The following is a 20,148-nucleotide window of genomic DNA, read 5'->3' on the forward strand; positions in this document are numbered from 1 at the left end:
TTCATACCCATAGTTGGGTACAAAACAAGGAACTAATCAATAATAAGAGATACTCTAAAATCTTCACAAACAATTTTCGATTTGTTCGCAAACAATTTCTTGCTTGTATTAATAGCCCTTATTCTATGCTCATCACGGAAGTAGGACTCGTAAGGCACGGGAGTACATCTTGTGGGGCACGAAATGTACTTTCGTGCCCCACAAAAGTACATTTCGTCGATGTTAACAGTTACGCCCCTCGCCTTAACTATTGTTTACATATAGGATTGCATAAAATACCTAACGTGCATCTCCATCAACTGCCAATAGGTTAGAAATTCAGCACAGATAGGTTACAATGCTCTTCCATGAATCCCCGCCAACCAGCGAAACGGATGGTATTAGTTGTTAATTCATTCGTTTATTACAATGAAATTAAGTATTTTTGCAGGCAAATCGATTCATAACAATGGCAAGTCAATTGACAAAGACACAGCAAGAGTTTAAAGACATACTGGCTGAATGTAGAGAGCTCTTTGGTAAGAAGCTCCATGATTATGGTGCCTCATGGCGCATTTTACGCCCCTCTTCCCTCACAGATCAGCTTTTTATTAAAGCCAAACGCATACGCTCGTTAGAGATTACAGGTGAGAATCTCGTTGGAGAAGGAGTACGCCCCGAATTCATCGCATTGATTAATTATAGTATTGTTGGACTGATCCAACTATCCAAGGGCTTTGTTGATAGTGTTGACATCACGCCCGACGAGGCACTCTGTCTCTATGACACCTATGCCAACGAAGCCTACGAACTAATGGTAAAGAAGAACCATGACTATGGAGAGGCATGGCGAGATATGCGTGTGAGTAGTTACACAGACCTTATTCTCACTAAGATTGAACGAATCAAGGAAATCGAAGATCTTAATGGAGAAACACTCGTCAGTGAGGGCATAGATGCCAATTATATGGATATAATGAATTACGCCGTTTTCGGTGCTATCAAGCTACATGAATAAATTAAAGACGCTATTAGTAAACCTCAGTCGTGCGCTGTTAGCCTTGACGTTTATCTTTTCTGGATTTGTTAAGGCTATTGACCCACTAGGTTCGCAATATAAGATTGCGGAATACCTAGAGGCAGTGCAATTATCGGCTTATGTACCCGATTGGGCACAGCTAATGGTGTCGATAGCCCTTTCTGCCATAGAATTTACACTGGGTGTAATGCTCCTCTTGGCTATCCGCCGTCGATTAGCCAGCAAGATATCCTTGCTTTTCATGGCTGTGATGACAGCCGTAACATTGTGGTTGACTGTAAGTAATCCGATACAAGATTGTGGTTGTTTCGGAGATGCCATACACCTAACCAACACGCAGACATTTATCAAGAACATTGTTTTGCTTGTTGCAGCAATCATTCTTACACGCTGGCCTTTACATCAGATGCGCTTCGTTTCAAAGACGAATCAGTGGATAGCCTTCTATTTTACTATCGCCTTTATCTGTATAGCGTCACTATTGAGTCTTTATCATCTGCCCATCTTTGACTTCCGTCCTTATTATATCGGACAGAACATCAAAAAGGGTATGGAGATTCCAAAGGGGGCTAAACAAACAACCTATAAGACAACCTTTATCTGTGAAAAGAATGGTGTAACAAAGGAATTCAATGAGAATAATTACCCTTATAATGACTCTACGTGGGTATTTAAAGATACACATCAAGAGATACTTGAGCAGGGGTATGAACCACCCATACACGATTTCTCTATCACGAACGAACAGACAGGGAACGATATTACGGATAGTATCTTGACCCATAAAGGATATACCTTCTTACTCATAGCTCCTGTATTGGAAATGGCTGACGATAGTAACTTTGGTGATATTGATGCTATCTACGAATATGCAAAGGAGAATGGATATGGATTCTACGGCTTGACTGCTAGTACAGATAAAGCTGTACAGCATTGGAGGGACATCACAGGTGCGGAATATCCGTTCTATACGACTGACGGCACAACACTAAAAACCATCATTCGTAGTAATCCGGGCTTGGTACTGCTCTACAAAGGTACTATCATCAATAAATGGAGTCATAACGATTTGCCCAAACAAGCCGAACTTAATGCCCCACTCTCCCTCATTGAAATAGGGCGCGAACCGGCTAATAACACATGGACAAAGATTATGCTCATCATCGTGTGCTACATCTTCCCCTTGTCATTCCTTATTGCCGCCGACCGCATTTGGTCGTGGACAAGATGGGTAAGGAAACGTGAAGAGTGGCTCAAACAAAAGGAAGATTGGGTGAAGCAAAAGGAACAATCAAATAAATTATATCAACTTTTAAAACGTAAAAGACAAATGAGAAAGAAAATCGTAGCAGGTAACTGGAAGATGAACGAGACCTTGCAGGAAGGTATCGAGCTAGCAAAAGAGATTAACGAGTCACTCAAGGCAGAGAAACCTAATTGTGATGTTGTTATCTGTACCCCATTCATTCACCTCGCAAGTGTTGCTCAGGTGTTAGATTCAAGCGTTGTTGGACTTGGTGCAGAGAACTGTGCAGACAAGGAGAAGGGTGCTTACACAGGTGAAGTATCAGCCGCAATGGTAAAGAGCACAGGTGCACAATATGTTATCCTCGGTCACTCTGAACGTCGTCAATACTATGGAGAAACAGCAGAGATCCTCAAAGAGAAGGTTCAATTAGCACTCGCTAATGGTTTGAAGGTAATCTTCTGCTGTGGTGAGACACTCGAAGAGCGTGAGGCAGAGAAGCAAAACGAGGTAGTAAAGGCAGAGTTGGAAGGTTCAGTATTCAACCTCTCTGCAGAGGAATGGAAGAGCATTATCTTGGCTTACGAACCAATCTGGGCTATCGGTACAGGTAAGACTGCTACTTCTGATCAGGCTCAGGAGATGTTGGCTTACATCCGTTCTATCGTTGCAGAGAAGTATGGTAAGGAAGTAGCAGAGGACACTTCTATCCTCTATGGTGGTAGCTGTAAGGCTAGCAACGCACCAGAGTTGTTTGCTAAACCTGACATTGATGGTGGCTTGATTGGTGGCGCTTCATTGAAGGCAGCTGACTTCAAGGGTATCATTGATGCTTGGAAAAAGTAATCCATACATATATTAATGATGAGAGGGTATCACGTTCTGTGATCCTCTCATCACTTCCAATTATATAAAAGACATGAAAAGACTCCTTACAATCATAGTTCTCATACTGACAACCATTACATCAGCGCATGCTCAAAGTACGGTAACTGTAACGCAGAGTACCGATATTGACGCATTAGTCAATGGTAAGAAAACAGCGAAGAAAGCTAATAAAGAAAGCAAGAAAGTAGAGAGTCAGCGTGAGCAATCACGCCAGTCTACAGGCTCAAAGATTAAGACTCTAGACAGTAGACAACTGTCTGTTCCTAAGCTAAACGACCATAAACCAGAGATTGCAAGACCTGACAATAACACCTTACAGCCCGTTAGGCAAGTTGGAACCAAGCTAGTGAAACGTTTAGTCAGAAGGCCTCATGACCCCACATTCGATGATATAGACGATGGCAAACAGATAGTGACCAAACGTGTAAAGAAGGGCATTAAAAAGGTTAGGGGATTCCGTGTTCAAGTCTATAGTGGCGGTAATACGCGTATAGCTCACCAACAGGCAGACAAAGCGGGACAAACCGCTAAGCAGTTATTCCCCGATCAGCCCATCTATGTTCACTTCTACGCGCCACGTTGGATGTGCCTTATTGGTAACTTCACAAACTATAACACTGCTAAAAAAGTAATGCGGAAGATGCGCAAAGAAGGCTATCCTCAAGCAAACGTGATACGTATGATGGTTAGCATAAGGACGTCAACTGTCATTGACAACTAAATATATTCACACCTTATATATTATATATAACCCCCAAACAACACCCTTACTGGGGTAACAGGTAACACCCTTATAAGGGTCTTAGGCAATACCCTTACTATGGTAATAAAGCCCACCTCATAAACAGAAATAATCAGAAACAATATAATATGACCCCAGAAACACAATTTCGTGATGGTTTAGACGAACTTGCAACACACTATAAAGAGATATTAAAGTTGCTCGGTGAGAATCCAGAAAGGGAAGGATTAGAGAAGACTCCCATGCGAGTTGCAAAGGCAATGCAGGTTCTTACACGTGGATATACACAAGATCCTCATAAGGTATTAACGGACGCGCTCTTTGAAGAGAAGTACAATCAGATGGTGATAGTCAAGGATATTGACTTCTTCTCGATGTGTGAGCACCATATACTTCCATTCTATGGCAAGGCGCATGTGGCGTATATTCCAAACGGAAAGATCACTGGTTTGAGTAAGATCGCGCGTGTTGTCGATATCTACTCTCACCGACTTCAAGTGCAGGAACGCCTCACCGAACAGGTAATGCAATGTATCAACGACACGTTGAGACCACAAGGTGTAATGGTAGTCATCGAAGCGAAACACATGTGTATGCAGATGCGTGGTGTGGAGAAACAAAACTCTATCACCACAACAAGTGCTTACAGTGGTGTGTTCGAATCAAGTAAAACCCGCAACGAGTTTATGAACTTACTGCGTGGAGAGACCAAACGGATATAATAACGATTAATATTTAAAAGGAGAAAAGTTATGAATAAGGTTTTAAAAGTGGCCACACTAGCATTCGTGGCAATCGTTACAATCAACTTCTTTACGGCATGTTCTAAGGAAAAAGATACGCCAAGTATTAATGTTGAACAGCTTTACCAAAACATCAATGGCAATTACGTTGGTACTGCAAAGATGCGTAACAGCAATGGTGACTTGGGTTCAAAAAATGCAACATGGACAGCTAAGAAGGAGGTAATCAGCGTTAAGAACATCAATGGTGACGAACTCGCAGCTGGCGTAAAGAACCAATCTTCAAAGTTATATCAAGCTCTTTTGAATGCTACGAATGGTAAGTTAGAAGTCATTATGACGAGTTTTAAACCACAGGAACAAATGATTTTCTTCAATGCTTCAGCTAAACTCACCTTCACCATCAATCTTGATGGACAACAGGTAGAAGTGGTTGGTACAGGAGGCTCATTGCCTTTCTCTTGTTTCTATGCAATGCCTACACAAAAGATGCACTTTAATTTCACCATTAGAGACTTGAAGAAGAACAATGGAAGAGGCGGTTTCACTCCCCTATCCACCGATTACAACTTGCCTATAACATTTGAGTTTGAATCACAACAAAAGATTTAATAACACATTAAGGACGAGAGAAAGGAAGAGAGATGAAACTTATTTCATGGAATGTAAACGGTCTTCGCGCTTGCGTGGGCAAAGACTTTGAGCAGCAATTCAAGGACTTTAACGCTGATTTCTTTTGTTTGCAAGAGACGAAGATGCAAGCTGGTCAGCTTGATTTAAGCTTTCCTGGATACGAGTCATACTGGAATTACGCTGATAAAAAGGGTTATTCAGGTACTGCGATATTCACGAAACATAAGCCATTGAGCGTTACTTACGGCATTGATATCGATGAGCACGACCATGAGGGACGTGTCATTACATTAGAGATGGACGATTTCTACCTCGTAACTGTCTATACACCGAACTCGCAAGATGAGCTTCGTCGATTGGAATATCGCATGAAGTGGGAGGATGACTTCCAATCCTACCTACACAAACTGGATGAGATTAAGCCTGTCATAGTATGCGGTGACATGAATGTTGCGCACCAGGAGATCGACTTAAAGAACCCCAAAACAAACCGCCGAAACGCTGGCTTCACCGATGAAGAGCGTCAGAAGATGACCCAACTATTGAGTAATGGATTCATAGATACCTTCCGCACGCTTTATCCAGAGCAAGTAACCTACTCTTGGTGGTCGTATCGTTTCCGTGCAAGGGAGAAGAATACGGGTTGGCGTATCGATTACTTCCTTATCTCCGAACGCTTGAGAGACCGATTGGTAGACGCTAAGATTCATACAGAGATAATGGGTAGCGACCATTGTCCCATAGAGATTGACTTAAAGTAAAGCCTCTCTTATGTATGCCCAGATCAAATCATTGCTATTGATGGCTGTAGTTCTTGCAGCCATCATAGCCTATGCTTTCTCTCCAAAAGAGCTTACTTTGGGCAGCTACACAATAAGGAAGATAACACTTACAAGTATCTTCCTTCCTCCTAAAGAACCACAGAAAAAACACAAGAAGAAGCCTAAGACCATTCATCGCAACCAAACTATTCTCTTCATCGGAGACTCTATGGTGGAGGGACTGTCACGTCGCTTGGGTGATTACGCAGGTGAGAATGGGCATAAACTATACACCGTTATATGGTATAGCTCATCCACTGAACGATGGGGAACGACGCATACTCTGGAGCATTACATCGCTAAATACAAGCCAACTTACATTCTTATCTGTCTTGGAAGTAATGAGTTATTCATCAATGACCTCGCTAACAGGGCTCAATATGTCAGTGAGATGGTTAAGAAGATAGGCGATATTCCTTTCGTGTGGATTAGTCCTTCGGATTGGAATGGAGATACTGGTATCAATGACATCATCAAAGAAAGAGTTGGTGCAGGGCATTTCTTCGATAGTAGACACTTAAAACTAAAGCGAGGAAGTGACCATTATCACCCTACATGGGAGGCTGCTGCTTACTGGATGGATACGGCTGCAAAGTTTATTGCCAGTAATAAGTGTGACAATCCATTGCAGCTCAACTCCCCTAAAGCACATCACAAGGCAACAAACACAAGTTTGTTACAACCAGCATTTGAGGGCTTTTAATACATAAAAGGAAAGTAAGCTAAAGAATATAGAAGCATGACAGAACTATCGCAGCTAACATCCACGTTCCTTGATTTCTTATCCTCACAAGATAAGAACTGGTCGTTGTGTACGCTGTCATTCATGGCTTGTTTCCTCGTTTTCTTTGCTCTTTACATTCCTCTTAGACACTATCGTCAACAGTGGACAAAGGTTTATGTCATTTGTTTTAGCCTCTTCTTCGCTTTCAAAGCGAATGGTGCTTTGATGTGGCTATTGCCTTTCACCACCTTTGTATCATGGTATCTAACGCGTTCTATGATGCGTTTAAAACATGGAAAGTTGCGTAAGACGGGCTTAGCCATCACCATTTTCACAGAGTTGATACCCCTACTCTACTATAAATACACGAACTTCACCCTTGAAATATTCCATGAGCTCCTCCGCAGTAACTTCTCTCCTATGAAGTTACTCTTGCCTGTTGGTATCTCTTTCTTTACTTTCCAAGCCATCAGCTACACGGTGGATGTTTATAGAGGGCAGTATCCCAAAACAGCAAAACTACTTGATTATACATTCTATCTGACGTTCTTTCCCCTCCTCATTGCTGGTCCTATCACCCGCGCCGAAGTATTGTTACCACAGATTCAAACCCCTAAAAGGAACATCAAGAATGCCCTTGTCTATAAAGGACTGTGGTTGATTGTCTGCGGATTGATAAAGAAGACGCTCATAGCAGACTATCTTGCGCAATATAACAACATAGTGTTTGATGCGCCAGCAGTGCAGAATGGCTTTGGAGATCTTATGGGTGTGCTGGGCTTCTCGGCACAGATTTACTGCGACTTCTCGGGTTACAGCGACCTAGCTATTGGTGTTGCAGCCCTGATGGGATATGAGTTAAAGGACAATTTCAACTTCCCTTACCAAAGTCTTAACCTCACGGAGTTCTGGCATAGATGGCATATTGCACTTTCAACATGGGTTCGCGATTACCTATATATCCCTCTTGGAGGTAACAGAAAGGGTACTGTTCGCACTTACCTCAATAGCTTCTCTGTCATGATTATTGCTGGTTTATGGCATGGGGCATCGTGGATGTTCATTGTATGGGGCGTTATGCACGGTATAGGACTTGTCGTTCACAAGTTTTGCAACAACAATGGTCTGAAGCAGATACCCAATTCCAAGCCTATAAAAGTTGCTTGTTGGCTCATCACCTTTGGCTATATTTCACTCGCATGGATATTCTTCCGTGCCCCTAATATGGACTCTGCTCTGACATTAATAACGAATATCATTCAAACAACTAGGCTGAGTGATGCTTACGCATTCCTATTAGAATACCCGCTCTGGACGGCAGTTGTACTCATTAGTTTGGAACTTCACAGCATTAAAGAGGCTGATTATGAATGGTTACAAACGAAGTTTATCCGCTCACCATGGCTGGTGAAGCTCGCTATCTTCGCCTTTGTTCTGCAATTAGTCATCAACTTTAGCCAGCATAGTATACAACCTTTCATTTACACGCAGTTCTGATATGATTATCAAATACAAGTATAGTCCATTGCTATTCATCGATACGTTGCTTGCACCCATCCCTGTTTTGTTTTTTATATGGTTCTTCTTCGGACACAAAGGAGCAGATGCATCTCATCCTCTAATGCTTATTCTTGCATTGTGGATGACTGGTTTTGCTATCTCATATTGGCTTTTCAAGCTCTTTATTACATGTCAGAAATTATGGAAGAAAGACTATCTTTCCATCAAAGGAGACCACATCTGTTTTTATGATTGCCTCCGTTGTAAGTACATCGAAGTAACAGCTGATGAGATAGAAGGCGTCAACGATTATAATTACCACTTCGTTCCGTTCATCGTTCAGATAATTTATACAACGAAAGGAAGGCTCTTCACTCTTCCTGATCTTACACATGAAGGCAAGGAAAGAGTGACTGAAATAATTTATGACTTTATGTATAAGACAGAGAAAGAAACCACGTCTCGTTAATAACAAACAAGGGGCTATGCAGAAAGATAAAAGATACTCCATTTGAAGAGGGCGTTCCTTCATATCGAAGAGACGCCCTTTTGCAGTTGAAAAGAGGCTCTCTTTACATCAAAGAGAGCCTCTTGTTAAATCTAATTATAATTCGCTACTCATTCTTTTCGTACCTCCATTACATCTTAGTAACCCACATCCTCTCCTTTGGAGAGGCTTGGGGAGGTCTTAAGTAGCTACACCTTCACTGATAACTCTTACTGGATAAGACTTGAATAGTGCTTCAATCCAACCTTTTCCATTCGACCATCAGGGTGCGTAATCGTCATGTAGTCGAAACGACTCTTACCTTCTCTATAAGCCACAACACCAATACTTCCATCGCGCAAGTGCAGCGTTAGATAGCCTTCACGCTTACCATCTTTGTAATTGCAATGCCACTTCTCCATGCCATTGGGGTAATAGGCGGTCACATGACCATCAAGTACTGTGTTGGCATCATTGCCTAAGTCGAGGAAAGAATAGCCACCCTCTAAACGCTTCTGACCATCTGGATAGAAGTCCTGGAAGATGTCTCGCTCTACACCCTTATAGCTTTCTTTTGCAAGAAGACGATAGTAAGCAACGTTCTCAGAGCTTTTCACTGATCGTAACGCTTGATTGTAGAAGATTGTATCACGTGATACTACTGTTGTTGTCACACCTTCGCGAGCGAAAGATGATGCTGAAATCAGGCAGACAAGAGCTGTCAAAAGTAACTTTTTCATTGTCGATAGGTCTTTAATTATACGTTTTCTATAGGCAAATTTAATAGTAAACTATGATACAACCAAATATTCTGAAGGGTATTTTTAAGTAATTTTTCGTGCCTTTTCAGTTGTAATTAAAGAGTAAAAAGAATAACAAAAAGAGAAGAAATAAGCGTTAAATAGCTTTGAAAAGAAAGCGAACTATACTATTATTAAGGGTTTCATGCACAACAATTAGCATTATGTCATATAATTGACATACATCAATTCAAGGTGAATAGTTATCTTTCAAGCCTTTTACACTTTGATAGGCTCAACTGTTAAAACTGTGTCTCTCTACTAAAAAAGCGACTTTCTTAAAATGAAAAATCCTGTCATCTGCACCTCACCAATTAGTAAATGAGCAGAGACAGGATGAATGTTTTTATCCTAATCTTATAGCCTCATAAACGACACTTGCCGTTTCTTCACGGGCTTACCACCCTTAACTGTAAAACTGTCATTGAGTTCCATCACACCGGTAAAGCGTATCGCATCCTTTTCACTGGGGTTGACAAGTAAGGAGGCTGTCGCATTGTCGAACACTTCCAAGACTATCTGGTAACTCTCATAATCGTTGCGAGTGGTCATAAAAATGCGTCTGCCACCTTTCATGGGCTCTTCCTTATAACTCAAAAGAGGGGAAACAAGGGACAAGCCACCGCCCCGACCGTATGGAATCTGGTACACCCTACCCACATAAGGGAGGAATAAACCAACAGAATCACCGCTTACTTCAATGCCCCAATCATCTTGTAAATAGATCGAAGGACCCCTCATTGGCTCCATTCTATCCATGAAGATGCGGTAACGATGTTCGCCTAAATGAGCCTTGACAGCGGCAGCTTTCAGTTGAGCCATCGTCTCCTTTGATATTGGCTTACCGTCCGAATCATAGTAAGTCGTTGCACATCCCACCATTAGGAGTGCTGTAAATAAACATAAAAATAATCGTTTCATAATAGTACCTCACTTTCTCTCTGATGAAAACAAGCCTTTGCTTTAGTCTATGCGTTCGATCTTTGGTGCGTTCATCTTCTCTATCGTAGGTGCAGAAGACTTACTGGAAGGTTCTGGATCTGGCGTTGTTGGGGCAGGAGAAGCTGGTGCAGCCATTGGTGCCTCATTGCTTTCTTGATGGGATGTGCTTTCCTTTGACTTAGCTTTATCAGCCTTGTCCGTCTTGTCCTTAGCCTCATCTGCATCCTTGTCCTTGTCGTCCTTGGCTGTTAAATCATCCTTTGAAGACTTCGCATGAGGCCACAGATAATCGCCGACAATGTCTATCGTGTCCTTATCGGCAGTGCGTTGCTGTTCCTCCTCTTGCTCTTCTTCGCTTAAAGGACTATCTTTGTCATCGACTATCAGATTATATCCTATCCCTAAAAGAACGATAACTACCAGTCCACATAGCACCTTAAACGTGAGTGACTTAGTAAATTTACGCTTCTTATTCTGCATTGGCTTAGCTTTAATATATTATTTTCTTTATGAAAGAGAACGCTATCGCTGCGTTCTCCTACACTCTATCTGCAAAGATAAACATTTATAAGGAAAACGCACCGAAACGATGATAAAAAATAATAAATGCCTATTCTTTAATACGAATAAACGCATTGGCGAGGATGGCTGTGAGCCCTCCTGTGGTGATACCACTCGCGAAGATACTCTTAATGAGGTCTGGCATCTTATCAAGAATACCGGGCACTAACTCTACACTCAAGCCCATTGCGAAGCTGATTGCCATAACCAATACTGCCTTACGAGTTATCTTCGTTGAAGCGATGATACGGATTCCTGCTGCTGCGACAGTACCGAACATGAGGAGAGTGGCACCTCCTAAGACGGCATCAGGGATAAGGGAAAAGAGCTGACCAACCACTGGGAAAAGTCCTAATAACACCAAGGCAGCTGCAATGAAATACCCAACATAACGACTGGCAACGCCTGTTAATTGTATCATACCATTGTTTTGAGCAAAGATGGAGTTAGGGAAACTATTGAAGATAGCGGCTAAGAAAGAATTAAAACCATCTGCTAAGATTCCACCCTGCGCCCTTTTCAAGAAGACCGAACCCTCAACTGGCTCGCCAGAGATCAACGAGTTGGCTGTAATATCGCCGAATGCTTCAACTGCAGTAACCAAGTAGATGAGCCCAAGACCGATGATTGAGCCTATATCAAAGCGCAGTCCATACTTGAAGGGGGTTGGTATATTCAGCGTTCCGGCACCACTTATGCGTGAAAAGTCAATCATGTTAAGGGCGTAGGCAGCAATACTTCCTATCAACAAACCCAACACGATGGATGCCATTCGTAGGAATCTGTTGCTCGAACGATTAAAGAATATAATGCTGACAAGTACTAAGAAAGCTAAACCAAGATTCTGCATGGATCCGAAAGTACCTGCATCTATAGCCGACTGACCACCTCCGCACGAATTGATACCTGCCTTAATGAGGCACATACCAATGAGAGAAACAACAATACCGGACACTAATGGCGTGATAATCTTACGTGTGTAAGGGAGTAAACGACTCACAATCATCTCTACAAAAGCCGCTACAAGGCATGCTCCGAAGATGTAACTTAAACCCATTTCTACGTTCATCTTTCCGCCAACCATACCTAACATTCCTGCACCAATTATCGGACTGATGAAAGAGAAGGATGTTCCTTGAATACAGAGAAGCCCTGCCCCTAATGGTCCCAAACGTTTACACTGAATAAAGGTAGCTAATCCTGATACAAAAAGAGACATAGATACAAGGAAGCCAGTGGTCTCTAAGTCAAATTTCAACGCCGAACTGATAATGAGTGGAGGCGTGATAATAGCTACAAAGATGGCTAATAAATGCTGTAAAGCCGCAAACAACGTTTCACGAAGGGGTGGTCTGTCATTCAAACCATAGATAAGTTCCTTTGATACTTCCATTCTTTTACTTTTAAAACTACTATATAATAAGGTGAAGTTATATATCTTTAAAACACGTTTCAATGACTATCAGTAAACGAGCAATAGTCTATAAACAAACAAGGTGGACGTATGCAGTCCACCTTGTTTAATCTTCTTTCAGTTTAATCTCACAATTCTCAAGCGATTCAATGATAGCTAAACTCTCACAGCGAACGCCCGCTTGCTCTATTGCATCACGTCCATGCTGGAACGCCTTCTCGATGATAAAGCCCATACCAACTAGTTCCGCGCCCGCTTGTTTACATAAGTCTATGATACCTTTAGCCGCATTTCCGTAGGCAAGGAAGTCATCAACGAACAACACCTTATCGCCTTCTCTAAGGTATTCTTTGGATATTACGACATGATACTCACGTTGCTTCGTGAAAGAAAACACTGTCGTCGACAGCATGTCAGCCATGGTTGAAGGCTTCTTCTTCTTTGCGAAGACAACAGGAAGGTCTAATAAGAACCCCATCATGATAGCTGGTGCAATGCCACTAGCCTCTATTGTGATGATTTTATTAATCTCCGTTGAGGCGTATCTACGTATGAATTCCACACAAATACGCTTCATCAAATTAGGATCCATTTGATGATTAATAAACTTGTCTACCTTTAGGATGCCTCCAGGATAACACTTGCCATCCTTTAAAATACGGTCACGTAATGCTTTCATTGTGCAATTAATAGTTTGTCGATGCCGAGAATTAATTGCCAACAAAAGTACTAAAAAGATGGAATATAAGCACTATAACAACCTTACTTTTATCTCTCTTTATTGCAGAAAAGTACATTCACATCGATTAAACATTGTTGTTACAAAAAGATTTAGTACTTTTGCACCCGTTTGCCAGTCTGTTAACAAACTTACAACTGGCGTTTTTTATTAATTATATTATGTACAAACCAACTTTTGAAAAGCGCAGTGTCCTGAAGTTTAAGCACTTCTCTAATCACGGCTACTCGCTCTTTGCTGTTCTTGGCAAGGAGGTTTTGATTGGTGTACTGAGTGTTGCTACCTTACAGCATGCTACTGCCAAAGGTATTAGTGTTAATGCTGAAAAGGCAGAAATGGACTCAGTTGTAACCAACCGAGGCGTGATGATGGATGAAGTAAGCGTCACGGGAACACGCGCACCACTGACTGTTAGTCAGCAAGCGAGAATGGTAACTGTACTAAGTCGTGAGGATATCCAAGCGGCGCCAGTACAGAGTGTGAATGACTTATTGAAGTATGCCGTCGGTGTCGATGTACGACAAAAGGGTCCTCTAGGGGCTTTGACAGACGTAAGCATACGTGGGGGAAACTCCGAACAAGTCACAATTCTTCTCAATGGCATCAATATCTGTGATGCACAAACAGGTCATAACGCTTTCGATTTCCCAGTTGATATTAGTGAAATCGAGCGCATCGAAATTCTTGAAGGACCTGCTGCACGAGTTTATGGTACGTCTTCTTTATTAGGTGCTATAAACATTGTAACCCAAACTCCACCACAATCAAGTCTCTCCGCACACGTAGAAGGCGGCTCATACGGCTATCTTAGTGCCGGTATGCGAGCGAACTTATCAAAGGGAAAATGGAACAATCAGCTATCTGGTTCATATACCCGCAGTGATGGTTATCTTCGTAACAAAGCAGGCAAACTGAATGCTGATTATCGCACAGGTAAGGCTTTCTATCAAGGCAATTACACGAATAACGACGTTAGAGTTCAGTGGCACGCAGGTATGAGTATAAAGGACTTTGGTTCTAACACATTCTACTCTTCAAAGTTTGATGACCAGTTTGAACACACGTTAAAAACCTTCACTGCCATTCAAGCAGAGAACCTTCAAGGGCGTTTCCACATCCGTCCTGCCATCTATTGGAACCATAGCATGGATCGCTTCGAACTGTTCCGAAACGCTGCAAACAAGTATCCTTTCAATTATCACCGCACGGATGTCTATGGTGTAAACCTCAATACTTACTTTGATTGGAAACTAGGACGAACAGCCGTAGGAGCCGAGATTCGCAATGAAGATCTCATCAGTGGTAACCTTGGCGAACCACTTGCTAAGCCTAAGCATATCCATGGTACGGACAGAAACTACACCGTTGGTCTAAACAGGACGAATATCCAGTTCGTCTTTGAACACAATCTCATCCTTGACCGATTCACGTTATCTGCGGGTTTAATAGCCGTTAAGAACACACAAGCTGATATGCACATGCGTGTTTACCCAGGCGTTGACGCAAGTTATCGTATTGGACAAGCATGGAAGTTATATGCCTCTTACAACACATCTCTTCGTATGCCTTCTGTAACGGAATTATTCTATTCTGTAGGTGGACATAAGGCTGATAAGCACCTCAAACCAGAGGAACTTTCAGCATTAGAAACAGGCGTTAAATATGAAACCAAGGGTGTTACTGCCAAGGCGAGTCTATATTGGAATCATCATAAGAACCTCATCGACTGGATCAATGATGGAACTTTAGATGCCAGCGGAGCACCGCTTTGGAAGAGTGTTAACTTTGGAACTATCAACGACTTCGGGGCAGAGATGGCACTTGACTTTAATCTTCTGCAGCTCATCCCATCGCAACGTTTCTTTAAGAAGTTCGGTGTTGCTTATAGTTACATCAACCAGGATAAGACTGAGCAAGCAGGTGTCGTGAGCAAATATGCCCTCGAATACTTAAAGAATAAGGTGGTAAGTAACCTCCAAATGAACCTTTGGCGCAATCTTGACCTCGGTCTTAGCTATCGCTTCCAACACCGTATGGGCAGCTATTTGGACGTAAATAATCAACGTCACAAATACAGAAGTTACGGCGTAATGGACGCTAGATTAAGTTGGAATGATAAGAGTTGGACAGCCTATCTGGAGGCTAACAACCTCTTCGGAACGCATTATCTTGATTATGGAAACGTCCCTCAACCCGGCACATGGGTTATCGGTGGCATCCGTATCAACCTATAAGTTCTATCTAACTTATAACTATTTATCAATTTGAAAAAGCATTGATAATATCAATAAAAAGGGAGATTTCCAAAGATGGAGTATCTCCCTTTCTTCATACTTCATACTACTGGAAAGACTTTAAGAGCGCACTTAACAGATTAATTCACATTCACAGCGATACCACGACGCAACATATCGTTCATCAAAGGGCGCACACGAAGGAGGTAATCAGTATAACTGCGCCGTTCAGGGATGGTCCAACCTGCTTCAGACAAAGCAGCAGCACGAGGGAAAGCCTGATAATAAAGTCGTTCCGAGGAATTGATACATTCGCTCCAAAGTGTACCGCTCACGCCTAAGAGATTACGCTGTACAAAGGTACTATCCATCCCCCATGCCGGATCAAGACGATAAGTTTGTTCATGCGAAGTAACGGGCATTCCCCAATTAACCTCTGGCATATCGCCTCGCCCTTGTGGGTAGTCAAGATAGCAATGCTCGCCTGGACACATCATAATCTTTGCTTTGTTACGCACGGCTGCATCTATCGCCACCTGCGTTAACCCATTCCGCCAAGCATAAACAACGCACCCCGGCTGAATCGTCTTAAACTCCTTCTCATACCAATACATCGGCGTCTTCCCCAACTGATGAAGCTGTTTTATAACTCGATCAAAGAGGTATTGCTGTAATTGCCAGTTCTCTGTAAACCCTTCCTTCCGCTTTAGTTCCTTACAAGCAGGGCAGTTTGTCCATGCGCCTAATGGTGGTTGACCTGCCTCATCACCGCCCAGATGAACGTATGGAGCAGGGAATACCTCGGCTAACTCCTTTAGAACGTTATCAAGAAACTCGTAAACAAAGGGTTCGGCAGGGCAGAGTAAGTCATTACTAACGCCACAGGTCAAACGGATGGGAACTTCTTTTTTAGCACAAGAGAGTTGTGGGAAACAATGAATAGCAGCCACTTCATGCCCAGGAAGTTCTATCTCTGGAATCACCATAACATGATATTGAGCTGCAAAACGTACCAACTCACGCATCTGCTCTTGCGTATAAAAGCCGCTAATACGCTCTGGCATATCATCCATTCCTACTCTGTCGGAGGCTTTCTCAGTAAGTTCTGGATATTTCTTAATCTCTATTCTCCATGCTTGATCATCAACTAAATGGAGGTGAAGGGCATTGAATTTGAAGCGAGCCATCTCTACAATGAAGTGCTTTAAATCGTTGAATGGGATGAAATGACGCACTGGATCAAGCATTAACTCACGCACTTCCGTTCGCGGCTGATCTACTATATAAAGAGGAGGAATCGTTGTTGAGGGGGCAGCAACACCATTTCCTATACATAATTGTTCGAGTGTCATCAGTCCATAAAACACTCCCGCTGCTGTCTTTCCCTTTATCTCTACGCCTTTATTTGATATGTCTAACGTATAAGCCTCAGCATTGTTTAGGGTTGAATCAAGGGATAAACGCACCATTACTCCCCTACTCTTACCACCTTTTATATTATTAGCTTGCAGACGGAGTACAGTCGTTGTACGTTCACGAAGTATGCGTTCAGCTTGTTTCTTTTCATTATCTAAACCGTTCGAAGCCTCAATGCCGATAACATCCGACCAATTCAACGCCTTTTTATAAACGCCTTTCGGATTTGTTTTAGAGAACACTTCCATGCGAAGAGGACGTGGAACGAGTAACTCTTCAGGCTCACAAACATTCTTCTCTTCGGTCTTCGAGAAGAAAGAACGCCAACCCACAGCGTTCCGATAAACCGCTTTTGCCTTTGAAGGAACAATGAGTTTGACTTTCTTAAAATCAATTCCTACAAAGGTATTAGCTGCACAAACTGGTGGAACAAGTGCTGAAAGACGTATCACACGCAAGCCTTTACAATTAGCAAAAGCAAAAGACTCCAAACGAGGAGAACCTTCAAACACGAGTTCATCCAAACCACTACAACCATTGAAAGCCGATGCTTCTATCACACGAGTTGATGATGGGATGAGTAATTGCCCCTTTAAACCATCACAAGCAAAGAACGCCTGACTACCAATAGAGTCCAAAGTCGCAGGGAGAATAAGCTTTTGTAATCTATGCCGAGAGTGCATTGCATTACGTGGAATCACTTTGCAGGCAGTTTGAGAAAGGTCGAGTACAGTTTCATTCACCTTTACATCGCGCAGAGTTCGAAAGTTTTGAGCCTTCATTGGCAATGCAGCTAGTAGTATAAACATGCTTATCAGTATCTTATTAATAGCATGTTTCGCATACACCTGACAAGAGGAAGCAGATGTTCCAGCCCTAGGTTGCACACGGACACAGGTGAGTTTGCTCCCAAAGATTCCCCCAATTATCGTCTTTCTCATGTTCATCTTCATTTATAGAAATTAATAGACTTTGGTTTTCACTATGGGTAACAAAGATACAAATAAGAATTGGAAAAGCTATTACTAACCGTACCTTTTTATGCACAAAGCGTACTTTGATAATAGAAAATGTAATTAACTCCTATCAAAAAAACATAACACTCGGTAGCACTTAATATCCTCCAGAACTATTACAAGGCTTCTGTAATACCTCTCCAAGGCTTCTGTAATACTTCTCCAAGCCTTTTGTAACATTACAGAAAAGCTTTAAGTCGACTCGAAGAAAAAGTTTTTAACGGCTTAAAAAACAAAAAGAAAGAAACCAAAAGATGATTTCTTTCTCTTCAATTAAGTCGGGATGACCAGACTCGAACTGGCGACCACTGGTCCCCCAGACCAGCATTCTAAACCTACTGAACTACATCCCGTTCCTTTAAAAGCCCTGCAAAATTACGTACTTTCCATGATATTAGCAAACTTTTGAGGTTCTTTTTCTCACATCCCAAGTTTATTTTGTAATTTTGTGATGTAATAATTATGCACCGAAAAAGCATGCAATACATCATAACTCCACCCCAACATATTGATACTCGCATCACACTTCCAGCCTCAAAAAGCGTTAGTAATCGTGCACTCATCGTACAGGCACTTACAAAAAAGGGGATTCTACCAGAGAACTTATCGGATTGTGATGACACAAAAGTTATTTTGCAGGCTTTCTCCCAACCATCAGCTGTGATTGACATAAAGGCGTCTGGCACTGCAATGCGCTTTCTAACAGCGTATTTATGCCTATCACAAGGAGAGCATATTATCACGGGAACAGAGCGAATGAAGCATAGACCGATAAAGATACTCGTTGATGCTTTGCGTTACTTAGGTGCTGATATTGATTATATTGGTAATGAGGGCTATCCTCCCCTGCGCATTCGTGGACGTGAATTAGAGGGTGGACAACTGGTAATACCTGGCAATGTGAGTTCGCAATACGTTTCGGCTTTACTCATGATTGCGCCCATTTTGACCAAAGGATTGGACTTGAAGCTCACGGGAGAGATTGTGTCTAGACCTTACATCGACCTCACTTTGCATATTATGCATGAGTTTGGAGTTGCCGCCGAATGGACTAACTTCGACACAATTAGCGTCAAACCACAGCAATACACACGCCGAACTTACACAATAGAGAATGACTGGACGGCAGCAAGCTATTGGTATGAAGTCCTCACTCTACAAGAAGATCTAGATGCAGAGGTGGTTCTCTCGGGGCTAAAAGATGGTTCGCGACAAGGAGATGCAGCTGTTCGATACATCTTCTCACTGCTGGGTATAAAGACAAACTTCGCTCGCAAGGATGCAGAAGGGCTGACTGACGCAACGTTAACACGCCATACTCGTATGCTGAATAGGATGGATTACGACTTTATTAACCATCCAGACTTGGCACAAACACTGATAGCAGCATGTCCAGTGTTGGGTATTCTCTTCCATTTCACGGGCTTGAACAGTCTAAGAATCAAAGAGACAGACCGCATAGAAGCAATGAAAACAGAGATGGCAAAGCTGGGCTACGTCTTTCAAAGCCGTAACGATGGAGAGTTGTCATGGGAGGGTGAACGTTGCGAACCTGTTTCTCTTCCTGTCATCAACACATACGAAGACCATAGAATGGCAATGTCTTTCGCTCCATTAGCTATCAAACTGGGGGAAATACGCATAGATCATCCAGAAGTTGTAACGAAGTCTTACCCTCATTTCTGGGCTGACTTACGTTCTGCGGGCTTTCATATTACGGAGGTAGAATAGCCTATCTGTCCTACTTCTCATGTTTCCAAAAGAAGAAAAGAACAAATGAGTATATTTTATATTGGCATTGGTGCACTTATAGTACTGGCTCTTTTTGCCGCCATAACAACCTTATTCACCAAGAAGAAAGAGGGTGAACCCGATGTTGTTATGCCTACTTCTGGTGATTGCTCATCGTGTGATGGCACAGATGATAAGTGCGAGCAAGTGTGCATGATGGAGGCAGCAACAAGGGAAATAGAGTACTATGATGACGAAGAACTCGACCGTTTCCGTGGGCGACAGTCGAATCAATACACCGATGAAGAAGCCGAGGAGTTTGCCAATATACTCTATACCATGCAACCACAAGAGGCAAAAGGCTGGAATAGAAGCCTCATCCTCCGTGAGATAAATGTCCCTAATCAGATTAAGGATGAACTGATAACAATGATAGAAGGCTAACGTGAAGAAAGCAAACAGACATATAACCTTCTCTTTATTAGCAATCATT

At 42.3% G+C, this 20,148-nt stretch carries 18 protein-coding genes and 1 tRNA gene; 12 read left to right on the forward strand and 7 right to left on the reverse strand.

Annotation, left to right across the window (positions count from 1 at the left end; genetic code table 11):
* Positions 1-448: 448 nt before the first annotated feature.
* The 9 genes from D464_RS0104270 (at position 449) to D464_RS0104310 (ending at position 8,784) form a co-directional block, all read left to right on the forward strand.
* On the forward strand, positions 449-997 hold the full coding sequence (locus tag D464_RS0104270; protein WP_004383827.1) for a DUF1599 domain-containing protein: 549 nt from the start codon (positions 449-451) through the stop codon (positions 995-997).
* Positions 990-3,110: a BT_3928 family protein gene (locus D464_RS12510; protein ID WP_018910301.1), complete on the forward strand. Its 2,121-nt coding sequence runs from the start codon at positions 990-992 to the stop codon at positions 3,108-3,110. The genes D464_RS0104270 and D464_RS12510 overlap by 8 nt, the downstream gene beginning before the upstream one ends.
* Before the next feature lie 73 nt (positions 3,111-3,183).
* On the forward strand, positions 3,184-3,873 hold the full coding sequence (locus D464_RS0104280; RefSeq protein WP_018910302.1) for an SPOR domain-containing protein: 690 nt from the start codon (positions 3,184-3,186) through the stop codon (positions 3,871-3,873).
* Positions 3,874-4,022: 149 nt separating this feature from the next.
* Positions 4,023-4,616: a GTP cyclohydrolase I FolE gene (gene folE, locus D464_RS0104285; RefSeq protein WP_018910303.1), complete on the forward strand. Its 594-nt coding sequence runs from the start codon at positions 4,023-4,025 to the stop codon at positions 4,614-4,616.
* A gap of 30 nt (positions 4,617-4,646) precedes the next feature.
* On the forward strand, positions 4,647-5,249 hold the full coding sequence (locus tag D464_RS0104290) for a DUF4840 domain-containing protein (RefSeq protein ID WP_004383823.1): 603 nt from the start codon (positions 4,647-4,649) through the stop codon (positions 5,247-5,249).
* A gap of 32 nt (positions 5,250-5,281) precedes the next feature.
* Positions 5,282-6,031 (forward strand): exodeoxyribonuclease III, encoded by a 750-nt coding sequence (locus tag D464_RS0104295; RefSeq protein ID WP_018910304.1) that lies wholly within the window; start codon positions 5,282-5,284, stop codon positions 6,029-6,031.
* Positions 6,032-6,041: 10 nt separating this feature from the next.
* Entirely contained in the window at positions 6,042-6,794 is a 753-nt protein-coding gene (locus D464_RS0104300) for an SGNH/GDSL hydrolase family protein (RefSeq protein ID WP_018910305.1), read from the forward strand.
* A 36-nt stretch (positions 6,795-6,830) separates the two neighbouring features.
* Complete coding sequence (locus D464_RS0104305; protein ID WP_018910306.1) at positions 6,831-8,312, forward strand: MBOAT family O-acyltransferase; 1,482 nt, start codon at positions 6,831-6,833, stop codon at positions 8,310-8,312.
* A gap of 1 nt (position 8,313) precedes the next feature.
* Complete coding sequence (locus D464_RS0104310) at positions 8,314-8,784, forward strand: hypothetical protein (protein ID WP_018910307.1); 471 nt, start codon at positions 8,314-8,316, stop codon at positions 8,782-8,784.
* Between the two features lie 248 nt (positions 8,785-9,032).
* Here the strand turns inward: D464_RS0104310 and D464_RS0104315 are convergent, their stop codons facing one another.
* The 5 genes from D464_RS0104315 to xpt form a co-directional block, all read right to left on the reverse strand.
* A complete protein-coding gene (locus D464_RS0104315; protein WP_018910308.1) occupies positions 9,033-9,542 on the reverse strand; it encodes a toxin-antitoxin system YwqK family antitoxin in 510 nt (169 codons plus the stop codon).
* Between the two features lie 417 nt (positions 9,543-9,959).
* Positions 9,960-10,523, reverse strand: a complete 564-nt coding sequence (locus tag D464_RS0104320) for a DUF4251 domain-containing protein (RefSeq protein WP_018910309.1) — start codon at positions 10,521-10,523, stop codon at positions 9,960-9,962.
* 42 nt (positions 10,524-10,565) lie between these two features.
* Positions 10,566-11,024 (reverse strand): hypothetical protein, encoded by a 459-nt coding sequence (locus D464_RS0104325; RefSeq protein WP_018910310.1) that lies wholly within the window; start codon positions 11,022-11,024, stop codon positions 10,566-10,568.
* Between the two features lie 130 nt (positions 11,025-11,154).
* Complete coding sequence (locus D464_RS0104330) at positions 11,155-12,498, reverse strand: nucleobase:cation symporter-2 family protein (RefSeq protein ID WP_018910311.1); 1,344 nt, start codon at positions 12,496-12,498, stop codon at positions 11,155-11,157.
* 127 nt (positions 12,499-12,625) lie between these two features.
* Positions 12,626-13,198 (reverse strand): xanthine phosphoribosyltransferase, encoded by a 573-nt coding sequence (xpt, locus tag D464_RS0104335; protein ID WP_018910312.1) that lies wholly within the window; start codon positions 13,196-13,198, stop codon positions 12,626-12,628.
* Positions 13,199-13,419: 221 nt separating this feature from the next.
* On the opposite strand from xpt, the gene D464_RS0104340 reads away from it, so the two are divergent.
* Positions 13,420-15,492, forward strand: coding sequence for a TonB-dependent receptor (locus D464_RS0104340; protein ID WP_018910313.1), 2,073 nt, complete (start codon positions 13,420-13,422; stop codon positions 15,490-15,492).
* Between the two features lie 140 nt (positions 15,493-15,632).
* On the opposite strand, the gene D464_RS0104345 is transcribed toward D464_RS0104340, so the two are convergent.
* Entirely contained in the window at positions 15,633-17,861 is a 2,229-nt protein-coding gene (locus tag D464_RS0104345) for a family 20 glycosylhydrolase (protein WP_018910314.1), read from the reverse strand.
* Positions 17,862-18,202: 341 nt separating this feature from the next.
* Positions 18,203-18,277: transfer RNA gene (locus D464_RS0104350), tRNA-Pro, on the reverse strand.
* A 124-nt stretch (positions 18,278-18,401) separates the two neighbouring features.
* Between D464_RS0104350 and D464_RS0104355 the strand changes: the two genes are divergently transcribed.
* Both D464_RS0104355 and D464_RS0104360 read left to right on the forward strand, forming a co-directional pair.
* On the forward strand, positions 18,402-19,655 hold the full coding sequence (locus D464_RS0104355; RefSeq protein WP_018910315.1) for a 3-phosphoshikimate 1-carboxyvinyltransferase: 1,254 nt from the start codon (positions 18,402-18,404) through the stop codon (positions 19,653-19,655).
* A gap of 45 nt (positions 19,656-19,700) precedes the next feature.
* Positions 19,701-20,099, forward strand: coding sequence for a FeoB-associated Cys-rich membrane protein (locus D464_RS0104360; protein ID WP_004383806.1), 399 nt, complete (start codon positions 19,701-19,703; stop codon positions 20,097-20,099).
* Positions 20,100-20,148: the final 49 nt, after the last annotated feature.

The organism is Prevotella veroralis DSM 19559 = JCM 6290 (assembly GCF_000377625.1).
Taxonomy (GTDB): Bacteria; Bacteroidota; Bacteroidia; order Bacteroidales; family Bacteroidaceae; genus Prevotella; species Prevotella veroralis.